Source organism: Leisingera sp. M658, from assembly GCF_025144145.1.
Lineage (GTDB): Bacteria > Pseudomonadota > Alphaproteobacteria > Rhodobacterales > Rhodobacteraceae > Leisingera.
The window spans coordinates 1,186,479-1,205,844 of sequence record NZ_CP083546.1 but is presented as its reverse complement, the minus strand read 5'-3'; the positions used below and the strand labels follow the sequence as shown (position 1 = coordinate 1,205,844).

Genomic DNA, 19,366 nt, shown 5'->3' with positions numbered 1-19,366 from the left:
ATGAAAGTAACTTGCATCTGCGTGGCCGGTCTGCCCGGCCAGCCTGAAACCACCGCCAGCGTGAGCGGCGATGTGATCACTGTGGGCGGCGTGTCCTTTGATCTGTCCGATGTGCCCGATGGCGGCTTTGCAGAACCAGAAGGCGAAAACCATCCGTTCATAGGGCGCATCGAGCGGATCAATGGGGAGCTGCATGTTCAGCTGCGGTGGTTCTTTTTCAAGGTAACCGCAGAGCCGGACCAGCCTGCTGTTCCGCCGACGTTCACCGTCGCCAGCGGCCCCGTGCCTGACCCGATTGTCCGCAAACCCCAGACCAGCGAGGCCAAAGCATGACGTTCTCCCTGAAAATCACCACGGCTGAGCAGGTCGCAGCGGCGGCCCGCGCGGCGCTCCTGGCCGATCTGGCCGGAACCCGGTGGCAGATCCAAAACGGCGGCATCACGCTGCCCAGCGGGTTCCACGCCCGCACCGACCGCACAACCCGCGAAGACCTCACTGAGGCGCTGTTTGCTCTGCAACTGGGCATCAAGAGCGAGCCGTTCTCCTGGAAGGCCCCCGACGGCTGGATCAAGCTGAAACGCGCAGACCTGGAGCAGATCACCGCGGCCGTCGCGGCCCATGTGCAGAGCTGCTTTGATGCGGAAGAAGCCGTGGAGGCGCAGATCGCCGCACTCAGCGATGCGGATCTGGCCGCGTTTGATGTGCGGGCTGCTTTTGATGCCGCCATGGCCGCCCCTGCGGCTGAAGCCTGAAACAACCCGCCTCCCGGTAACGGGAGGCCGGGGGGTGTACCATCACCCCCCAAACTCGGGGCCAACGTTCTCACACCTGACCCCGCCGACCACACAACACTCTTGGCCGCTCCCTGTCCTCGAGGACCCGGCCTCTTTGGAGTGATTCCACTTGAAGCTGCAAGACCAGCGTTGCGGTGAATGCCGCAGATTGTTATTCAAAATTGAGCCTGGCGCCCTCAGCGGCACGCTCGCCATCAAGTGCCCAAGATGCAAGGCACATAATTCCCTGAGGCCGCAGAGCCCTTCACCAAAGCGCCCGGATCAATCCAATGAGCGCGATGGAAAGGACCCACAGTGTGGCTCTTTGTACCCCCAACCGATCTAACGGCCTTCTCGGCATCAGCCTTTGCGCCGGTGTCGGAGGACTTGACCTTGGCCTTCACCTCGCTGAACCCGGATACCGAACTGTGTGTTATGTCGAGCGGAACAGTTTCTCCGCGGCCGCTCTCGTGGCGCGGATGGCGGACACGTCCCTGGCTGCGGCTCCTGTCTGGGACGATATCAAATCCTTCGACGGCAAACCGTGGCGCGGCCGCGTTCATCTCCTCTCTGCCGGTTATCCCTGCCAGCCCTTTACCTTCTGCGGAGACCGCAAGGGCGACCAGGACCCCCGGCACCTCTGGCCGGACGCCGCCCGCATTATCAGCGAAGTGCAGCCGGAATGGTGCTTCTTTGAGAACGTCGCCGGCCATCTCACCCTTGGCCTGCAGGACGTCGTCGGCGACCTTCAAGGCATGGGCTACCGGGTTGCAGCGCGCGTGCAATCGGCGGCTGAAGTCGGCGGGTCTCATATCAGGCAAAGGCTCTTCATTCTGGCCCACGCCGACGTACAAGCAGGGCGGCAACCGGACCTTGATCCGGATGGGGCCCGGCAGCTTCCTGTTTGTGGCGGATCAGAAACCGGCCGGGGGCCAGGTCTCGCTAAGAACAGCGGGGCTGTGCTGGACGGTGATGTGGGATCTGATGAAGGCCACCGGCTGGACGCCGGGGCCGCTGGCCTCTTCCCCCCGATGCCTGGTGACCTTGCTGGCTGGGGACGCGCACTCGAAGGGGGCGGCCCTGCTGCAGCAGAACCCTGCCTTCACCGACTGGATAATGGGCTGGCCTGCGGGGTGGACCGATCCGCTGCAGCCGGTAACGGGGTGGTCCCAATGGCTGCAGCACGCGCGTATCTCGAATTGAAGAAGGAGTTCCCGGCTTAGTCCGGGGCTCCCCCTTTCCCAGTAGGAACCTTAAACCAGTCTTTGATCCTTCATGCAGAGAAGGGTTGCAATGAGCCCACTTTGTCAGGTTCTGCGTTCTGCACGAACTGATAGAATGCCGATGAAGCGGTCCTTGGTGTCCAACGACACAAGCGAGCGAGAGGAGCCCCTTTCACGCTTGTTGCGTTGTTGCGAGCGCGTGGCTACCATGGAGCATATATTGACGTCTTCAGCAGTTTGTAGGTGTAAAAGATGGCGCTCAAGCTTAAAGTGATAATTGGTGTTATCGTTCAGTTTGCATTAGGCACTGTTTTTCTTTCTACTTCAGCTGCCGCCTTTGCAGAAAGGTGCATTGACAACAGTTATGCGGAGAGCTGCTGGATCAGATTAGAGGCCTCTTCGTCAAAGCTAATCGTCTTCGTTCACGGAATTGACGGAAGCGGCAAGGAGACTTGGGACGGCGTCATCGAAGGGCAGCAGGTCACCTGGCCTGAACTCATTGCAAGCGACGGTTTGTTTAAGGATGCCGACATCTTCGTGTCAGATTACTTTTCGACGAAGTGGGGGCAAAGCCCCGATATCACTGAGTTGGCTTCGGGATTTGCGGCTGAGATTCGAGAAAACAAAGCACTGAGCAAAGACGGGAACGGTGCCGATAGATACCAAGACGTTTTGTTCGTCGCTCACAGTATGGGTGGGCTAATCGTCAGACAAGCATTGCTCGAGGACGAGGAACTGGCGCAACGCACCAAGGCCCTTTTTACTTTCGCCACCCCAACCGGCGGAAGTCAGCTTGCAAACTGGCTATCGATACTATCAAGCAGCCAATCACTTGATGACTTAAAGCGCGAGTTTCAACTTCAATACAGGCTCAATGACGAAGGCGTGCCCGAGGCGGTTTCAAGTTCTTTCCTGCACGATTTGCGGAAAGGTTGGAGGGCAAGTGGATATCTGGAAACTATTAAGAGCTATTGTGCGTATGAAACACTTCCGACTGAGGCGTTAGGTTTCGGAAAAATTGTGGTAGAAGAACGTGATGCACTGGTTCTTTGTAATCGCACTAATCCGTTGTGGGGAGCGCACAACTATATTGTCAAGCCTGCAGATGGTTGGCTGGGTCAATCGTTGCTGATCAGTTGGTACTTGGATGCTTTTCCTGATCTTGGCCAAGAACTAGAAGCTGAGAGGCCGGGAGATGTCGTGTTGGTTCAATGCAGCACGGACTTTTATGCGGACCACGAGTATGCACTAATGCAGGAATATCTGAGCGACCTTTCCGGTTCAAATTCATCCAGAGTGAGGTTTTCTAGGGTATTACCGGAAGATTGGCGCGATCCATATTTAGATTACCTTTGGCCTTCAGGTAATTCAGAACCTTCAATTCTGGTATTGCACTATTCTTGCTTCCAAGAGGGAGCTGAAGATGAAGTAGGTTGGTATGAGCGGTATTGGGACAACGCCGAATTCCTCAATTCACTGATACCGACTGGAACGAAAGTTGTCTTTTTTTCCAAAGCATTCGTTGGAGCTAGTTCGCAGGACGTTGTGAAAGCTGACGGATCTCCTGGATACCGATTCTACCCGGACACGAACCGGGGCAAGATACCTGATAAAAAGCTGAGGCCTATTCGAGAGGCATATTTTGAGTCAGATTGTCCGAGGATGCTGTCAGTTTCCTCTGTTATCAAGAATGAAGAGCAAAGAGGCGAGTTTGAGGCTAACTTCAAGGACGTGGTTCGGAAGTTGCTGCAATCAGACTGCTGAGTGATTCCAGAAACTGATGAGTGTTTCCGGAAACGGAGCTTTGACGATATCGAAGGTCGTCTCGTTCGATGTTGCTCCCGCACTCGGTTTCCGACACGTCGCGCGGACGTCCGCAGTGAGGAACTTGCAGTTGCTCACAGTGATAGGGGGAACGTCGGGAATGTCCCGCGGAGCCGTCACTCGCCTATCGAAAGTTCTGCGCAAAGCGCGAACGGCGGGTCTGGTGAAGCTGCAATGAAGCGACAAACCGTGTGACGAAGGGTGGACAGGTCCCGTGCCTTCCCTAAAACACCCTTTAAACACCCCTTAAAAACCCTCCTCCGCCCCCGTTTTTTTGCGGTTTTGGGTGGCGGATTTCCGGGTATTGCAACGGGAAGTGTCCCGTACTGCAATGCGAAGTGTCCCAAAATTCCGGCGCCGAAACGCGGGACCGGCGCAAATCCGGGCTGGCTAAACCCCGGTTTTGCGCCTAAAAATCAGGGAATTCGCGAAAATGAGTTGCTGCAACGGGAAGTGTCCCGCACTGCAACGCGAAGTGTCCCGCTACACCCGTTGGATCTTGAAAAAACGCCACTGCTTGCCGAAATAGGCGGCAATAGATGTAAAAAGGTTTCACATATGCCCGCACGCAATGACGCTGCCCTTGAATTCCTGCTGTCGCGCCGCTCTCGCCCGGCCAAAACGCTGGTGGCGCCTGCGCCGTCGCGCGAAGAGCTGCTGCCGATCCTGACCGCCGCCGCCCGCACGCCTGATCATGGCAAGCTGGAACCCTGGCGTTTCATCGTGGTAGAGAAATCCGCCATGGCCCGGCTGGCCGCCCTTACCGAAACAGCAGGTGCGCACTTGGGCAAAACTGCAGAGGACATCGCCAAGGGCCGCAGCCAATTCGACCTGGGCCAGCTGGCCGTGGTGGTGGTCGAGGTGCAAAAACACAGCACCAAGATCCCGGCGCGGGAACAGATCTACTCCGCCGGTGCTGTCTGCCTGGCGCTGCTGAATGCCGCCCTGGCCTCGGGCTGGGGCGCCAATTGGCTCAGCGGCTGGGCCAGCCATGACCGCGGTTTCTGCCAGGCGGCTTTTGATCTGGCGGAAAACGAGCACATCGCCGGCATCATCCATATCGCCACCGAACGCTCCGCCCCGCCCGAGCGCCCGCGCCCTGACCTGGACTCCATTACAACCTGGGTGAGCGCATGATCTTCACCGCCTTCTTCAAAACGCTTGGCCAGACCGGCGACCCGCGCTTCCGCAAGGTGCTGTTTCTGGGGCTTGGCCTCACCATTGCCCTGCTGATTGCCGCCTATGCAGGCTTTTTGATGCTGATCCAATGGCTGGTCGGCCCCGAAGCCACCCTGCCGCTGCTGGGTGACGTCACCTGGGTCGATGATCTGCTGTCTATCGGCTCCCTGTTCTTCATGCTGGTGCTGTCGGTATTCCTGATGGTGCCGGTTGCCTCAGCCATCACCTCGATGTTCCTGGAGGAGGTCGCCCAGGCGGTAGAGGACAAACACTACCCCGCCCTGCCCCCGGCCGCCAAGGTGCCGTTCTGGGATGCGGTCAGGGACACGGTGAATTTCCTCGGCCTGCTGATTGCCGCCAACATCCTGGCGCTGTTTCTTTATGTGCTGTTCCCGCCCGCAGCACTGTTCATCTTCTGGGGCCTCAACGGGTTCCTCTTGGGCCGCGAATACTTTACCCTCGCCGCCGCCCGCCGCATTGGCACGGCAGAGGCCAAGAAACTGCGTCGTAAACATGCCACCACGATCTGGGCCGCCGGCACGCTGATGGCGATGCCGCTGTCGGTGCCGCTGGTGAACCTGGTGATCCCAATCCTGGGCGCCGCCACTTTCACCCATATCTACCACGCGCTGTCCCGCAGATAGGCAGCCGCCCCCGCGGCAGCCGGGTCAAGGCCGGCGCAGCCGCCGCGCGGCAGCGTGGTTCAGCCTTAATGCGGTTGCCGCGGGTTGAGATATGGAAATGTCATCTTGAGAGGCAGACCTGCCTTTCAAGCGCTTCTCAGCAAAAACACTTCCAATAGTCTCTTCCTATTTTCGCAACGCGTTGCGGCCTGCTCCAGCCCGGCAAGGGCTGGCCGCCACCGCGCCACGCATCAGCGCGGCGCCATGCCCAACGGGCTGCGGCGCATTTCAATGCGTCCCAGCCGGGCGGGAGAACCTGTGCTGTTGAAACAGATACCCGCGGTTCAGTCCTGCTCAGGCAGCATCCCCATCCAGTCGAAATCACGCACGCTGATCAGCTCGGACAGGATAATCCCGGCAGTAATGCCCCAAATCACCGCAGCCACGCCGGTGGTGATCCAGGCCTTCTGCTTCAGAAAATGCTTTTCCGGCGCGCCCGCGTGGGTGCCGGGCACCACATCGCCCTTGTCGCCCTGGGTCTCCAGCCGGATCGGGATGATCACCAGAAAGGTCAGAAACCAGATTACTGCATAAAGCACGATTGCAGATGTAACGCCCATAGCTCCGGCCTTCCGTTTTTGCCCTGCCCCGGATCCGGGGCAGGGTGCTCATAACGTCAAACTTCTTCGAGTTCCACCAGGCAGCCGTTGAAATCCTTGGGGTGCAGGAACAGCACCGGCTTGCCATGGGCGCCAGTCTTCGGCTCGCCTGACCCCAGCACCCGGGCGCCTTCGGCCAGCAGGTGGTCACGTGCCGCCAGGATGTCCTCCACCTCATAGCAGACATGGTGGATGCCGCCGGCCGGGTTCTTCTCCAGGAAGCCGTTGATCGGCGAGTTCTCCCCCAAGGGATACAGCAGCTCGATCTTGGTATTGGGCAATTCGATAAACACCACAGTGACGCCGTGATCCGGCTCGTCCTGCGGCTCGCCCACTTTGGCGCCCAGCGCGTTGCGGTACTGGGCGGATGCGGCCTCCAGATCGGGGACGGCAATGGCAACATGGTTCAAGCGGCCAATCATATCGGATGTGCTCCTCTCACAGACATTCCTCCGCCCCGCTTATGGGATGGACGCTGCGCCGCGGCAAGTGCGCCAATCCGCACGGCAGCCTGCCACAACGGCAGAGCACGCGCTGTTAACGAGTAATTAGCCTCGAATCCCTAGCGTCGGAGCATATCCCGCAAGGAGGATACGTTATGGACGATTCGGAACTGTTTGCTGCCGCTCAACGCCTGCCCACCACCCGGCGCCCGCTATTGGGGCTGACTATCCTGGTGGTCGAGGACAGCCGCTTTGCCTGCGAGGCGCTGCGCCTGCTCTGTCTGCGCAGCGGTGCCCGCATCCGCCGGGCCGATTGCCTGAAATCCGCCCGCCGCCATTTGCAGGTCTACCGCCCATCGGTGCTGATTGCCGATGTCGGCCTGCCGGATGGTTCCGGCCTCGATCTGATCCGCGAACTGGCTGAGGCCAGCCCGCGCCCCGGCGTGATTCTGGCCACCTCAGGCGATCCAACACTTGAAGAGGCCGCGCTTGAAGCAGGGGCTGGCGGTTTTCTGGAGAAACCGATTACCTCGCTTGCCGCTTTCCAGCAGAAAATCCTGTCAAATCTGCCGCCCGACCGCCAATTGTCCGGCCCGCGCGCGCTGGATGACGAAACAGTGGAACCCGATTTCCTTGCATACCGCGATGACATGGCCCATGCCGCCGATGTCCTGAACATGAACCAGGAAGAAAAGACCCTGGCTTACCTGGCGCAGTTTCTGGGCGGCGTTGCCCGCAGCGCCGGCGACAACCCGCTTGCCGAGGCCGCCGACCGCCTGGCCCGTTCCCGGCGCAAGGGCAAACCGCTGACCCAGGATGCTGCAACCCTGGCCGGCCTTGTACAGGAACGGCTGGAACGCCGCGCGGCGATCTGACATGGCCGAAGCTTTTCTCATCGCCCTCGCCACGCTCGTCATTGTGCTTTACGGCCAAACCCGCCTGGAAGCCCGCGCTATCCGCCGCAACCGCGGGGGCACTGGCAGCCGGGCATTGATCCTTTCATCACGCAATCAGTAGGCCCTGCGCGCCCCCATAGCCGCCTGCCGGTTTTGGCCGCATCCGCTGGGACAGGATGGCCTGCCACTGATGACATAACCGCCCGCACTCCTTCTGCGGAAAGCTGACGGTACTCCGCTTGTCCAGCTGAACCCAGCCGGAGGATGTGTTTCCCCCGGCGGGCAACAACGCGCTGTTTGCAGTTTGGGAAATGCCAGCCCGCTAAGCGTCTGCGGACCAGCCGGGCGGCAATCGGCGTCTTACTAAGCCGGATCAGCAAATCTCCCCCATACCGCACATTCTTCGGGCGTTCTCCCGCGCCCGCAGCTCAGCGGCTTGCGCCGCACCGCTTGGCGGCCTTGGGCCCGGCACCGCCTTTCAGGCGGTGCCGGGCCCAACGGCTCAGACCGTTACCTGAACGGGTTGAGCGGGCGGGAGAGCCACAGCTCTTACAATAGCAAACCGGGATCCTCTGCCATCGCCAGTCCTGGAAACACGCTTGTTTCCAGATCGCTTTTCCGGGCACCTGCCAATCCATGCATGAGCCAGGCAAGATGCCGGCGCACATCCGCTGTCGGCATCAGATCCCGGCGGTCATAAAGATCAGCCTCCGCCAGTCCCGGCCAGCGCCCCAGCACCCTGCCGCCGCGGATCGCCCCGCCTGCCAGCAGCATCGCACCGCCGGTGCCATGATCAGTGCCGCCAGTGCCGTTCTCGCGCACAGTGCGCCCGAACTCGGTCACAGCCGCCACCGCCGTCTTGCCCCAGATCCCGTCCCCCAGGCCGCTGCGCAGCTTCAGGACGGTCTCCGACAGCCGCCCCAGCGCGGACTTCAGGCCGTTTGCCTGGCGGTAATGCGTATCCCAGCCATTGATCGAAAACGCCGCAATCCTGGTATCGCCGCGCAGCTGCTCCGCAGCATAAGCGGCAATCTCGGTATGTGCTCTCCCCTTCGGCGCGGCCTGCATCATGCCGCCGTCCCCGCCGCCGGCCTCTTCGGACCCCAAAGACAGATCCTGCCGGGTCAGCTCCAGCGCCTCATTCAATGCCCTGTGGAACAGCGGATCCTCTTCCATCAGCAAGCCCGCCAGCCGCTCGGCCTGCAGGCTCAGCGCCAGCCCCGTCCCCGGCGCCCATTGCGAGACCGGCGCAGCCCCGTCCAGCAGCAGCATCCGCTCCTGACCGATGGCAAAGGCGGTGCGCGCCTCCACTCCGGGCATCTGCTGCAGCAGACGGTTCAACCAGCCGCCTCTTGCGTCGCCCAATGCCGCGGTGCCCGCTTCCAGAATGTCCTGGCCGTCAAAATGGCTGCGCCGGTCGCGGTAGGGGGTGGACACCGCCTGCACAAACCCCAATTCACCTGCACGCCACAACGGCAGCAACGGCGCCAAGCCTGGATGCAGGGCATAGAACCCGTCAAGATCGGCCGCTCCGGCCTGCGGTCCGCCCGACAGGGTCTGCCGCAAGCCGGCCAATGCGGGATCGCCGTAAGGCTGCACCGCATCCAGCGCATCCATGCCGCCGCGCAGAATGATCACCACCAGCCGCGTGTCCCAGGGGGCCGCGGCTAAGCTGACTGGCGTGACCAGCGGGCTGGCCGCCAGAGAACAGCCCAGCATGGCAGAACGGGTCAGCAGGGATCGGCGTGTCAGCTGCATGAAGCAAACCTCCTGTTAGCGGCGCTGAAAGGCCGGAGAGGTCAGGATCAGCCCGACCGCCTCTGGCTGGGTTTCAGCGGCGCGGGCCGCAAACCGGACCCGTTCATTGGCAAACCGGCCCAGCGCCGCGATGGCAAAGACACGCGGATCCGGCAGCGGCTGCGCCAGCCGCCGCGGCGCCGCCATTGCCCAGCGCAGCCGCGCGGCCAGCGCTTGCGGCGTGATCCAGGACATATCCTCTTCCGGCCAGCCATCCGGCCCGCCGGAGAATTCCCAGCGTTGACCCATCGGCGTCAGCGGTGCCAGCAGCAGCCGGTTCAGCTGCCCTGGCTTCAATGCGGAAAACCGCGCCTCAGGCACCGCAAGTGCGCGGCAGGCAGAAGCCACATAATCAAACGGCGGTTTAACATTTTGCAAATCCGGCTGCCAGGCCGCGGGGTGTTCCAGCAGTGCGGCATAGACCTGCACCAGATCGCCGCCGCTGTCCTGATAGCGTGCCGCCAGATGCGACACCAACCCCGGCTCCGGCTGATCAGAGGTGAAATGCACCGCAAGCTTCCACGCCAGATGCTGCGCAGTGGCAGGATGGCGTGCCAGATCACGCAATGCCGCCAGCACCTGGCCCAGCTCCGGCTTGCCGCCGCCATAGGTTTGCCCAAGCACGGTTTCCGCCCCCGGCTCAGCCATTCCTGGGCGGAACACAAAGCCCTTGTCCTGCGCGGCGGTCAAGCCGGTGAACAGCTCGGCCAATTGCCGCACATCCGCCTGACCATAAGGCCCATCGACGCCCAGCGTATGCAGTTCCAGCACTTCGCGGGCGAGGTTTTCATTCAGCCCGCTCAGCCGCTTGCGCCGCTTCACCGCCCGGCTGCCCGGCCCGGCCGAGCGGTTCTGATCCAGGTAATGCAGCATCAAGGGGCTGGTGGCTGCGGCGATCAGCATATCCTCGAAACGGCCCGCCACAAGCGGCCGGATGACACTCTCGGCATAGGGGGCTGACAGAATGCGCAGCGCACCGTTTTTACCTTGCGCGGTAAAATGATCGGCCCAGAACAGCACCAGCCGTTCGCGAAAGGCATCGCCGGTAAAGACGTGACGCAGCAGTCTTTGGCCGTGCCACTTATAGCGGGCCGTATTATGCGCGCGGCGATACGATTTAAAGGCCTTGTCCGCGACCTCGTACCCTTGCCCGCCTTCCTGCCGCTTGCGGTTCCGCCTCAGCCGCCGGAATTCCTTGGCGCGTGCAAAGGCTTCGTCAAAACCGCTGACCGGAAATCTAAGAGCCATCTCATCGGCGCCTTGCAGGCGGCTCAGCATTGCCTCTGCCGAAGCTGGCGGCGGCACCAGCGGCGACAACCCTGCCCCAAAGCGGATCTCCGCCAAATCTCCGTCAAACTGCATCGCCCTGTTCTCCCTGGACGGCCTGATCTCCCCGGACGGCCTGGCTTGGTTGCAGATTAGATCATCCACGCCCGGGTCCACAGCTGATTTTCAAGTAATACGCAGATCTCCGCGCGTTCCGTCGCCTGTTCTGCAGATTTTCGGACCACCGTTACCCTGCAAAAATTCCGCCTTCGCCCCAACGAAAAAAGCCCGGACAGTCGCCCGGGCCTTCTTTCGACATCAAAATGCGGATTACTGATCCTGCGGGATCACGCGCAGGCCCAGTTCCATAAGCTGATCGCTCATCGGCTCGGAGGGGGCCGACATCATCAGGTCCTCGGCGCGCTGGTTCATCGGGAACATGATGACCTCGCGGATGTTGGCCTCATCCGCCAGCAGCATCACCATGCGGTCGATGCCGGCAGCACAACCGCCGTGCGGCGGGGCGCCGTACTGGAACGCATTGACCATACCGCCAAAGCGTTTTTCGACCTCTTCCTTGCCATAACCTGCAATCTCAAAGGCCTTGAACATGATCTCCGGCTTGTGGTTCCGGATCGCGCCCGAGACCAGCTCATAGCCGTTGCAGGCAAGGTCGTATTGGTAGCCTTTGACGGCCAGCGGATCGGACAGCAGCGCGTCCATGCCGCCCTGCGGCATCGAGAAGGGGTTGTGCTCGAAATCGATCTTGCCGGTTTCCTCGTCCTTCTCGTAGATCGGGAAATCCACGATCCAGCAGAAGGCAAAGCGGTCTTTGTCGGTAAGGCCCAGCTCTTCGCCGATCACGGTGCGGGCGCGGCCTGCAACGCTTTCAAACGCCTTCGGCTTGCCGCCAAGGAAGAAGGCCGCATCGCCGACGCCCAGGTCCAGCTGCTGGCGGATCGCCTCGGTGCGCTCGGGGCCGATGTTCTTGGCCAGCGGGCCAGCGGCCTCATTGCCAAGGACAATCTCGCCCGATTTGATCATGGCGTTGACGTCTTTAACGGTGATCCCGCGCTCCTGAGCGATGGAATCCGCCGATTGCTTGCGCCAGAAGATGTACCCCATACCCGGCAAGCCTTCGCCCTGGGCAAATTTGTTCATCCGGTCGCAGAACTTGCGGCTGCCGCCAGACGGCGCCGGGATGGCGCGGATTTCGGTGCCTTCGTTCTCCAGCAGGCTGGCGAAGATGGCAAAGCCGGAGCCACGGAAATGCTCGGAGCAATCCTGCATCTTGATCGGGTTGCGCAGGTCCGGCTTGTCGGTGCCGTACCATTTGGCGGCATCCTTATAGGAAATCTGCGGCCATTCGCTGTCGACCTTGCGGCCCTTCCCGAATTCCTCAAACACGCCCTGCATCACCGGCTGGATGGTGTCGAACACATCCTGCTGGGTGACAAAGGACATCTCCAGGTCGAGCTGATAGAAATCGGTGGGCGAGCGGTCGGCGCGCGGGTCCTCATCGCGGAAACAGGGCGCGATCTGGAAATATTTGTCAAAACCCGACACCATCATCAGCTGCTTGAACTGCTGCGGCGCCTGCGGCAGGGCGTAGAACTTGCCCGGATGCAGACGCGACGGCACCAGGAAATCGCGCGCGCCTTCGGGCGACGACGCGGTGATGATCGGGGTCTGGTATTCGTTGAAGCCCTTGTCCCACATGCGCTTGCGGATCGACTGGATCATGTTGGAACGCAGCAGCATATTGCGCTGCATCTTCTCGCGGCGCAGGTCCAAATAGCGGTAGCGCAGGCGGGTTTCTTCCGGGTATTCCTGCTCGCCAAACACCATCAGCGGCAGCTCTTCGGATTTACCAAGCACTTCGATATCACGGATGAAGACTTCGATCTCGCCGGTCGGGATTTTGGCGTTCACCAGGGCCTCATCGCGCGCCTTGACGTTTCCGTCAATGCGGATGCACCACTCGCTGCGGACCTTTTCAATCTCGGCAAAGACCGGGCTGTCCGGGTCGGCCATAACTTGCGTGACGCCGTAGTGGTCGCGCAGGTCGATGAACAGCAATCCGCCGTGGTCGCGCACACGGTGAACCCAGCCCGACAAGCGGACGGTATCACCGACATTGGATTTGTTCAGTTCGGCGCAGGTGTGGCTGCGATAGGCGTGCATGGCGGGACCTTTCGTGTTTCGGGTCGTCTGTCCGGGTGGACCGTCATTCGGGAGATGCGCCAGATAAGCGCGGAATTCGTCCGGGGTGGTACACAAGTTTGCAGCGTGGTTGTCAAGCAAACAGGGCAATTTCAGCGCCTCACACCCTCCCTTTCCGCAGGCTGCGCCCTGTGCAGACAGGCTCCCGCCCCTTCCCCACCCCGCCGCTGACGCGAGAGGACGGCAAGCAGTGGGCCGGGCGCCCCGCCTACGGCGCGGCGCGGGTGGCATCCGGACGCCGCCGCAGCGCGCCAGTGGCGCGCTGCGGGACCCAAGGGCAAGCGCCGGTTGGCGTCAGCCAGAGGGCGCTTGCGCGCGGGAGTGCTGCCTGTCACACCAGCCTTGCCGGGATCAAACCGCGCAGCGAATTGCCCATGCGGACGGCCTGCGCCGCCTTCAGATCCTGCAAGCCAAGAACCGCCTCGCAGCAATCCCCCCGCTCCAGCAGCACTTGCCGCAGAATGCCCGGCAGCAGACCGCAGGACAGCGGCGGCGTCACCACCTGCCCGTCCGCGCGGGTCACAAACAAATTGGTAATGGTGCCCTCGCACAGCTCCCCGCGCTGGTTCAGAAACAGCAGCTCATCCACGCCGCCGGGCATTTTGGCGCGCGCCGTGTCATACACCGCGCGGCGGGTGGTCTTGTGCTGCAGCCAGACATCCGCCGGATCCAGCCTTGTTTCAGCGATGCCCAGCCGCCATTGCGCAGGGCTGCTGCCCAGCGGCGGCGCCGTCAGCTCCAGCTGCCCGCCCGCATCCAAAGTGAGGCGGCAGCGCAGCGGTATGTCGCCAGCAGCCGCCACCAGCACACGCCGCGCCTGCTCTGGCTCAAAGGGAATACCAAATTCAGCCGCGCTGCGCGCCATCCGGGCCAGATGCTGCTCCAGATGCCGGAACCCCTCTCCCGGGTGCCAGCCCAGCGTCTCGATCAGGCGGAAAGCGGGATCGTTCTGGAGGGTGTCACGCGGGCGAACCGAGCTTTCCATAGCGCTTCCTCATATTCAGACTCCGCGGTGCTGTCCCAGACCACGCCGCCGCCAACGTTAAGCGTCGCGCGGCCCGTTTCCAGCATCAGCGTGCGGATCGCCACGTTGAATTCCGACGACCCGTCCGGTGCCGCCCAGCCGATGGTGCCGCAATAGATGTCGCGCGGCCAGGGTTCCAGATCCGCCAGGATCTCCATCGACCGGATCTTGGGCGCGCCGGTTATGGAGCCGCAGGGAAACAGCGCCGCAAACACCTCTGCCAGCCCGGCATCAGGCCGCAGCCTTGCCCGCACCGTGGAAACCATCTGGTGCACCGTGGCATAGCTTTCGACGGCAAACAGCTCCGGCACATGCACCGAACCGGTCTGCGCCACGCGGGAGATGTCGTTGCGCAACAAATCCACGATCATCAGGTTCTCGGCGCGGTTCTTTTCATCCTGGCGCAGGAAATCGCGGCGGCGGGCGTCCTCGACCGGGTCATCGCTGCGCGGCTGGGTGCCTTTCATCGGGCGGGTCTCAATCATGCCGTCTGCATCGGTGCGAAAAAATAGCTCCGGCGAGCGCGACAGAAGGTCCGGCAGGCCGTCCTGTTCGACCAGAACGCCATGGCCCACCGCCTGTTTGGCCTGCAAGGCGGCATAGAGTTCTTCTGCGGTGCCATAGGCCCCGGCATCAATCGGGAAGGTCAGGTTGGCCTGATAGATGTCGCCCTTGCCGATATTGCGGTTCACCTCAGTGAACGCCTCAGTGTAGCGCTCAGAGGTCCAGCGCGGGGTAATGCCTTCCAAACCTGCGCCGTCCGGCTGAAGGCCGGGCAGCGCCCGGCCCTCCCCACGGGAGGGCGCTTTCGCTCCTTCCCAGGGCCGGACGCTGCCCTCTGCGTCTTGCGGCAGCGGTTCGTCATAAACCCCAAAGCAGATCAGCGGCAGCCGCCGCGCCTTTGGCATCCGCCCCGCCAGCTTCGGCTCTAGCGCGTAGCCCAGCTCATAAGAGGCATAGCCCGCCAGCCAATGCCCCGCGCCCCGCGCCGCATCCAGCGCCGCCAGCGCAGCAGGCACCTCTTCGGCCCCGTCCGCGCGGATCACGCGCAGCGGCTGGTCGAAACATGTGCCGGCCCCCTTGGGCCCCTGATCAAAGCGAATACGCACCGGAATTGACTCCCCGAGGTCTTGGCCTCCACATATATCCGTTCGCTATGCGAACAAAAGGGGTGGATGCGGCATTTCCAATTCCGTTTCCGATCCCCCTTGAACCTTTCAGCGCGGTCCCTATAACGCAGGACAATTTGGGCACTCGCCAGTGCCCCTGATTCAAAGCTGCCCGCACGTCAATCAAAGGAATATGGCCATGCCCAAAAGAACCGACATCCAGTCGATCATGATCATCGGAGCCGGTCCGATCGTCATCGGGCAGGCCTGCGAGTTCGACTACTCCGGCGCCCAGGCCTGCAAAGCCTTGCGCGAAGAGGGTTACCGGGTGATCCTGGTGAACTCCAACCCCGCCACCATCATGACCGATCCGGGCCTGGCCGATGCCACCTATATCGAACCGATTACCCCGGAAGTGGTCGCCAAGATCATCGAGAAAGAACGCCCCGACGCACTGCTGCCGACCATGGGCGGGCAGACCGGACTCAACACTTCGCTGGCGCTGGAAGAAATGGGCGTGCTGGAGAAATTTGGTGTCGAGATGATCGGTGCCACCCGCGATGCCATTGAAATGGCTGAAGACCGCAAGCTGTTCCGCGAAGCGATGGACCGCCTTGGGATTGAAAACCCGCGCGCCACAATCGTCACCGCACCCAAGCTGGAAGACGGCAAGGCAGACCTGGACGAAGGCATCCGCATCGCGCTGGAGGCACTGGACGACATCGGCCTGCCCGCGATCATCCGCCCGGCCTTTACCATGGGCGGCACCGGCGGCGGCGTCGCGTACAACCGCGAAGATTACATCCACTTCTGCCGCACCGGCATGGACGCGTCCCCAGTGAACCAAATCCTGGTGGATGAAAGCCTGCTGGGCTGGAAAGAGTTCGAAATGGAAGTGGTCCGCGACAAGGCGGACAATGCGATCATCGTCTGCTCGATTGAGAACATCGACCCGATGGGCGTCCACACTGGCGATTCGATCACCGTGGCCCCGGCGCTGACGCTGACCGACAAAGAATACCAGATCATGCGCACCCACTCGATCAACGTTTTGCGCGAGATCGGCGTGGAAACCGGCGGCTCCAACGTGCAATGGGCGGTGAACCCCGCTGACGGCCGTATGGTGGTGATCGAGATGAACCCGCGGGTGTCGCGGTCGTCCGCACTGGCGTCCAAGGCGACCGGCTTCCCGATTGCCAAGATCGCCGCCAAGCTGGCGGTGGGTTACACCCTGGACGAGCTGGACAACGACATCACCAAGGTGACGCCTGCATCGTTTGAACCGAGCATCGACTATGTCGTAACAAAAATTCCGAAATTCGCGTTTGAGAAATTCCCCGGCTCTGAACCCTACCTGACCACCGCGATGAAATCGGTGGGCGAGGCCATGGCGATCGGCCGCACCATCCATGAGTCATTGCAAAAAGCGCTGGCGTCGATGGAATCCGGCCTCACCGGCTTTGATGAGGTGGAGATCCCCGGCGCGCCCGACAAGGCCGCAGTGTTCAAGGCGATCAGCCTGCAGACCCCCGACCGGATGCGCACCATAGCCCAGGCGATGCGCCACGGGCTGACGGATGATGAAATCTTTGGCGTCACCAAATTCGACCCCTGGTTCCTGGCCCGCATCCGCGAAATCGTCGAGGCCGAAGATGAAGTCCGCGACGGCGGCCTGCCCACGGACGAAAAAGGCCTGCGCGCGCTCAAGATGCTGGGCTTCACCGATGCCCGCCTTGCCAAGCTGACCGGCCGGAAAGAGGCCGAGATCCGCAAAGCCCGCCGCGCCGCCGGCGTCAACGCCGTTTTCAAGCGGATCGACACCTGCGCCGCCGAATTCGAGGCGCAGACCCCCTATATGTACTCGACCTATGAAGCGCCCGCCTTTGGCGACGTGGAATGCGAGGCGCGCCCCTCTGACCGCAAGAAAGTGGTTATCCTTGGCGGCGGCCCGAACCGGATCGGCCAGGGCATCGAGTTCGACTACTGCTGCTGCCACGCCTGCTTTGCGCTGACCGATGCGGGCTATGAAACCATCATGATCAACTGCAACCCTGAGACCGTGTCGACCGACTATGACACCTCGGACCGGCTGTATTTCGAACCGCTGACGTTTGAACATGTGATGGAAATCCTGCGGGTCGAGCAGGACAACGGCACCCTGCACGGCGTCATCGTTCAGTTCGGCGGCCAGACACCGCTGAAGCTGGCAAACGCGCTGGAAGAGGAAGGCATCCCGATCCTCGGCACCTCGCCCGACGCCATCGACCTGGCCGAAGACCGCGAACGCTTCCAGGCGCTGGTCAACAATCTGGGCCTTAAGCAGCCGAACAACGGCATCGCCTCCACCGACGCGCAAGCGCTGGAAATCGCAGGGAAAATCGGTTTCCCGCTGGTGATCCGCCCGTCTTATGTGCTGGGTGGCCGGGCGATGGAAATTGTCCGCGACATGGACCAGCTGAAGCGCTACATCGCCGAGGCTGTTGTGGTTTCCGGCGACAGTCCGGTGCTGCTCGACAGCTACCTGGCCGGCGCGGTTGAGCTGGACGTGGACGCGATCTGCGACGGCAAAGACGTGCATGTGGCAGGCATCATGCAGCACATTGAGGAGGCCGGCGTGCATTCGGGCGACAGTGCCTGCAGCCTGCCGCCCTACTCGCTCGACAAACCGGTGATCGAACAGATCAAGGAACAGACATTCGCATTGGCCAAAGCGCTGAATGTGGTTGGCCTGATGAACATCCAGTTTGCGATCAAACCCAATGACGCCGGCGAGGAGGAAATCTATCTGATCGAGGTGAACCCGCGCGCGTCGCGCACGGTGCCGTTTGTGGCCAAGGCCACCGACAGCGCCATTGCCTCGATCTCGGCCCGTGTGATGGCCGGCGAACCGCTGTCGAACTTCCCGATGCGCGCGCCCTATAAGCCGGACGCGGGCTATGACGTGAATACCCCGATGGCCGACCCGATGACCCTGGCCGACCCGGATATGCCCTGGTTCTCGGTCAAGGAAGCGGTGCTGCCCTTTGCCCGTTTCCCCGGCGTCGATACCATCCTTGGCCCGGAAATGCGTTCCACCGGCGAAGTCATGGGCTGGGACCGTTCCTTTGCCCGCGCCTTCCTCAAGGCGCAGATGGGGGCCGGCATGGTACTGCCGTCCCAGGGCCGCGCTTTCGTCTCGATCAAGGATGCCGACAAGGGCCGGCTGATGCTGGAAGCGGCGCAGATCCTGGTGGAGCAGGGCTTTACCCTGGTCGCCACCCGCGGCACCCAGACCTGGCTGGAGGCCCAAGGCGTGGCGTGCGCGCTGGTGAACAAGGTCTATGAAGGCCGCCCCCACGTTGTGGACATGCTCAAGGACGGCGGCGTCCAGCTGCTGATGAACACGACTGAGGGCGCGCAAGCCGTTGAGGACAGCAAGGAAATGCGCTCTGTCGCGCTCTATGACAAGATCCCCTATTTCACCACCGCAGCCGGCGCCAATGCCGCTGCACGGGCGATCAAGGCCCAGGCCGAGGGGGATGTTGAGGTGAAGTCGCTCCAGGGCTAAGCGCCCTCTGCCCGGACGTTTCAACGCTATGTTCTTAAAGCCCCGGCAACGCCCGGGGCTTTTCCTTTGCGTGCTGTGCTTTCACACAGCCGTGTAGAGTTGTGACCCGGCAAATTCCGGAAATGTGCGACCGTGAACGCCACAACACGACCCGCAGCTTTGCAACTCAGGGAGAAAGGCCATGAAATTACCGACAAAGATTGCCGCAGGACTTTTGGCGCTTGTCCCGGCCGGCGCAATTGCCCAGGACTGCCCTGTGGATGGCGATCCCTCTGAACTGGCAGCAGAGGCCGTTGTTAAGGTCTACGAATGCATCGAGGCCAAAATGGCCGAAGGCTACGCTAAGAACGGCGATCCAACGGGGTCTGACTTCCGCTCCTGGCAGGTGACATCAACCCGCCCGGCCCTTGCCGGCCCGCATGGCGAGCGGTTCCTGCAGACCTTTGCAAACGGCATTGCCGCTGAACAATATCTGAAGTTCGCCGAAGAAGGCTTTGTGATGCCCGCGGGGTCGGTTCTGGCCAAGGAAAGTTTCAAGGTCAAGAAGGGCAACGCCGTTCCCGGTCCGCTGTTCATCATGACCAAGCTGGCCGATGGCGGCGCGCCCGAGGCCGGTGACTGGTTCTATGCAGCCCTTCTGCCAAGCGGCAAGGAAATGAAGATCAAGCAAAGCTTCTGCGCAGGCTGCCACATGAATTGGGAAGACCAGGACAGCCTGGCCTATCCGTTAGAAGAGGTCCGCCTCAGCAACCAGTAACCGCAGGACGGCGTGCTGCAAAA

The 19,366-nt window shown here is 61.8% G+C and carries 18 protein-coding genes and 1 pseudogene; 12 read left to right on the top strand and 7 right to left on the bottom strand.

Going from position 1 to position 19,366, the window contains the following annotated elements:
• The 8 genes and pseudogenes from K3724_RS06035 (at position 1) to K3724_RS06005 (ending at position 5,643) form a co-directional block, all read left to right on the top strand.
• Positions 1-333 carry a hypothetical protein gene (locus K3724_RS06035; protein ID WP_259990972.1) on the top strand — a complete coding sequence of 111 codons (333 nt, stop codon included), beginning with the start codon at positions 1-3 and terminating at the stop codon, positions 331-333.
• Positions 330-752, top strand: coding sequence for a DUF4376 domain-containing protein (locus K3724_RS06030; RefSeq protein ID WP_259990970.1), 423 nt, complete (start codon positions 330-332; stop codon positions 750-752). Before K3724_RS06035 ends, K3724_RS06030 begins: the two co-directional genes overlap by 4 nt.
• A gap of 151 nt (positions 753-903) precedes the next feature.
• Positions 904-1,119, top strand: a complete 216-nt coding sequence (locus K3724_RS23965; RefSeq protein ID WP_409201403.1) for a Com family DNA-binding transcriptional regulator — start codon at positions 904-906, stop codon at positions 1,117-1,119.
• Positions 1,064-1,558 (top strand): annotated as a pseudogene (locus K3724_RS06025) (DNA cytosine methyltransferase); the annotation flags it as partial. The gene K3724_RS23965 and the pseudogene K3724_RS06025, both read left to right, overlap by 56 nt.
• A gap of 88 nt (positions 1,559-1,646) precedes the next feature.
• On the top strand, positions 1,647-1,976 hold the full coding sequence (locus K3724_RS06020) for a hypothetical protein (protein WP_259992730.1): 330 nt from the start codon (positions 1,647-1,649) through the stop codon (positions 1,974-1,976).
• Positions 1,977-2,248: 272 nt separating this feature from the next.
• Positions 2,249-3,760, top strand: a complete 1,512-nt coding sequence (locus tag K3724_RS06015; protein WP_259990968.1) for a triacylglycerol lipase — start codon at positions 2,249-2,251, stop codon at positions 3,758-3,760.
• 618 nt (positions 3,761-4,378) lie between these two features.
• Positions 4,379-4,957, top strand: coding sequence for a nitroreductase family protein (locus K3724_RS06010; protein ID WP_259990966.1), 579 nt, complete (start codon positions 4,379-4,381; stop codon positions 4,955-4,957).
• On the top strand, positions 4,954-5,643 hold the full coding sequence (locus K3724_RS06005; RefSeq protein WP_259990964.1) for an EI24 domain-containing protein: 690 nt from the start codon (positions 4,954-4,956) through the stop codon (positions 5,641-5,643). The genes K3724_RS06010 and K3724_RS06005 overlap by 4 nt, the downstream gene beginning before the upstream one ends.
• Before the next feature lie 323 nt (positions 5,644-5,966).
• Here K3724_RS06005 and K3724_RS06000 read toward each other — a convergent pair whose 3' ends face one another.
• Positions 5,967-6,242 carry a DUF1467 family protein gene (locus tag K3724_RS06000; protein ID WP_259990962.1) on the bottom strand — a complete coding sequence of 92 codons (276 nt, stop codon included), beginning with the start codon at positions 6,240-6,242 and terminating at the stop codon, positions 5,967-5,969.
• 56 nt (positions 6,243-6,298) lie between these two features.
• Positions 6,299-6,703 (bottom strand): methylmalonyl-CoA epimerase, encoded by a 405-nt coding sequence (gene mce, locus K3724_RS05995; RefSeq protein WP_134830280.1) that lies wholly within the window; start codon positions 6,701-6,703, stop codon positions 6,299-6,301.
• A gap of 176 nt (positions 6,704-6,879) precedes the next feature.
• Here mce and K3724_RS05990 point away from each other — a divergent pair, with 176 nt between their 5' ends.
• On the top strand, positions 6,880-7,599 hold the full coding sequence (locus K3724_RS05990; protein ID WP_259990959.1) for a response regulator: 720 nt from the start codon (positions 6,880-6,882) through the stop codon (positions 7,597-7,599).
• Between the two features lies 1 nt (position 7,600).
• Positions 7,601-7,741 carry a hypothetical protein gene (locus K3724_RS05985; protein WP_259990957.1) on the top strand — a complete coding sequence of 47 codons (141 nt, stop codon included), beginning with the start codon at positions 7,601-7,603 and terminating at the stop codon, positions 7,739-7,741.
• A gap of 428 nt (positions 7,742-8,169) precedes the next feature.
• Here K3724_RS05985 and K3724_RS05980 read toward each other — a convergent pair whose 3' ends face one another.
• The 5 genes from K3724_RS05980 to K3724_RS05960 all read right to left on the bottom strand — a co-directional run bounded on the left by K3724_RS05980 (position 8,170) and on the right by K3724_RS05960 (position 15,039).
• Positions 8,170-9,378, bottom strand: coding sequence for a DUF1501 domain-containing protein (locus tag K3724_RS05980; RefSeq protein ID WP_259990955.1), 1,209 nt, complete (start codon positions 9,376-9,378; stop codon positions 8,170-8,172).
• 15 nt (positions 9,379-9,393) lie between these two features.
• On the bottom strand, positions 9,394-10,779 hold the full coding sequence (locus tag K3724_RS05975; RefSeq protein ID WP_259990954.1) for a DUF1800 family protein: 1,386 nt from the start codon (positions 10,777-10,779) through the stop codon (positions 9,394-9,396).
• Between the two features lie 234 nt (positions 10,780-11,013).
• A complete protein-coding gene (gene aspS, locus K3724_RS05970; RefSeq protein WP_259992573.1) occupies positions 11,014-12,867 on the bottom strand; it encodes an aspartate--tRNA ligase in 1,854 nt (617 codons plus the stop codon).
• 370 nt (positions 12,868-13,237) lie between these two features.
• A complete protein-coding gene (locus K3724_RS05965; RefSeq protein WP_259990952.1) occupies positions 13,238-13,891 on the bottom strand; it encodes an aminotransferase class IV family protein in 654 nt (217 codons plus the stop codon).
• Positions 13,834-15,039 (bottom strand): aminodeoxychorismate synthase component I, encoded by a 1,206-nt coding sequence (locus K3724_RS05960; protein ID WP_259990950.1) that lies wholly within the window; start codon positions 15,037-15,039, stop codon positions 13,834-13,836. Before K3724_RS05960 ends, K3724_RS05965 begins: the two co-directional genes overlap by 58 nt.
• Before the next feature lie 199 nt (positions 15,040-15,238).
• On the opposite strand from K3724_RS05960, the gene carB reads away from it, so the two are divergent.
• On the top strand, positions 15,239-18,586 hold the full coding sequence (gene carB, locus K3724_RS05955; RefSeq protein WP_259990948.1) for a carbamoyl-phosphate synthase large subunit: 3,348 nt from the start codon (positions 15,239-15,241) through the stop codon (positions 18,584-18,586).
• A gap of 181 nt (positions 18,587-18,767) precedes the next feature.
• Entirely contained in the window at positions 18,768-19,343 is a 576-nt protein-coding gene (locus K3724_RS05950; protein ID WP_259990946.1) for a cytochrome P460 family protein, read from the top strand.
• Positions 19,344-19,366 lie beyond the last annotated feature (23 nt).

Coding starts and splice junctions, on each gene's coding strand:
- K3724_RS06035 (WP_259990972.1), top strand. CDS start 1: ATGAAAGTAACTTGCATCTGCGTGGCCGGTCTGCCCGGCCAGCCTGAA.
- K3724_RS06030 (WP_259990970.1), top strand. CDS start 330: ATGACGTTCTCCCTGAAAATCACCACGGCTGAGCAGGTCGCAGCGGCG.
- K3724_RS06015 (WP_259990968.1), top strand. CDS start 2,249: ATGGCGCTCAAGCTTAAAGTGATAATTGGTGTTATCGTTCAGTTTGCA.
- K3724_RS06010 (WP_259990966.1), top strand. CDS start 4,379: ATGCCCGCACGCAATGACGCTGCCCTTGAATTCCTGCTGTCGCGCCGC.
- K3724_RS06005 (WP_259990964.1), top strand. CDS start 4,954: ATGATCTTCACCGCCTTCTTCAAAACGCTTGGCCAGACCGGCGACCCG.
- K3724_RS06000 (WP_259990962.1), bottom strand. CDS start 6,242: ATGGGCGTTACATCTGCAATCGTGCTTTATGCAGTAATCTGGTTTCTG.
- mce (WP_134830280.1), bottom strand. CDS start 6,703: ATGATTGGCCGCTTGAACCATGTTGCCATTGCCGTCCCCGATCTGGAG.
- K3724_RS05990 (WP_259990959.1), top strand. CDS start 6,880: ATGGACGATTCGGAACTGTTTGCTGCCGCTCAACGCCTGCCCACCACC.
- K3724_RS05985 (WP_259990957.1), top strand. CDS start 7,601: ATGGCCGAAGCTTTTCTCATCGCCCTCGCCACGCTCGTCATTGTGCTT.
- K3724_RS05980 (WP_259990955.1), bottom strand. CDS start 9,378: ATGCAGCTGACACGCCGATCCCTGCTGACCCGTTCTGCCATGCTGGGC.
- K3724_RS05975 (WP_259990954.1), bottom strand. CDS start 10,779: ATGCAGTTTGACGGAGATTTGGCGGAGATCCGCTTTGGGGCAGGGTTG.
- aspS (WP_259992573.1), bottom strand. CDS start 12,867: ATGCACGCCTATCGCAGCCACACCTGCGCCGAACTGAACAAATCCAAT.
- K3724_RS05965 (WP_259990952.1), bottom strand. CDS start 13,891: ATGGAAAGCTCGGTTCGCCCGCGTGACACCCTCCAGAACGATCCCGCT.
- carB (WP_259990948.1), top strand. CDS start 15,239: ATGCCCAAAAGAACCGACATCCAGTCGATCATGATCATCGGAGCCGGT.
- K3724_RS05950 (WP_259990946.1), top strand. CDS start 18,768: ATGAAATTACCGACAAAGATTGCCGCAGGACTTTTGGCGCTTGTCCCG.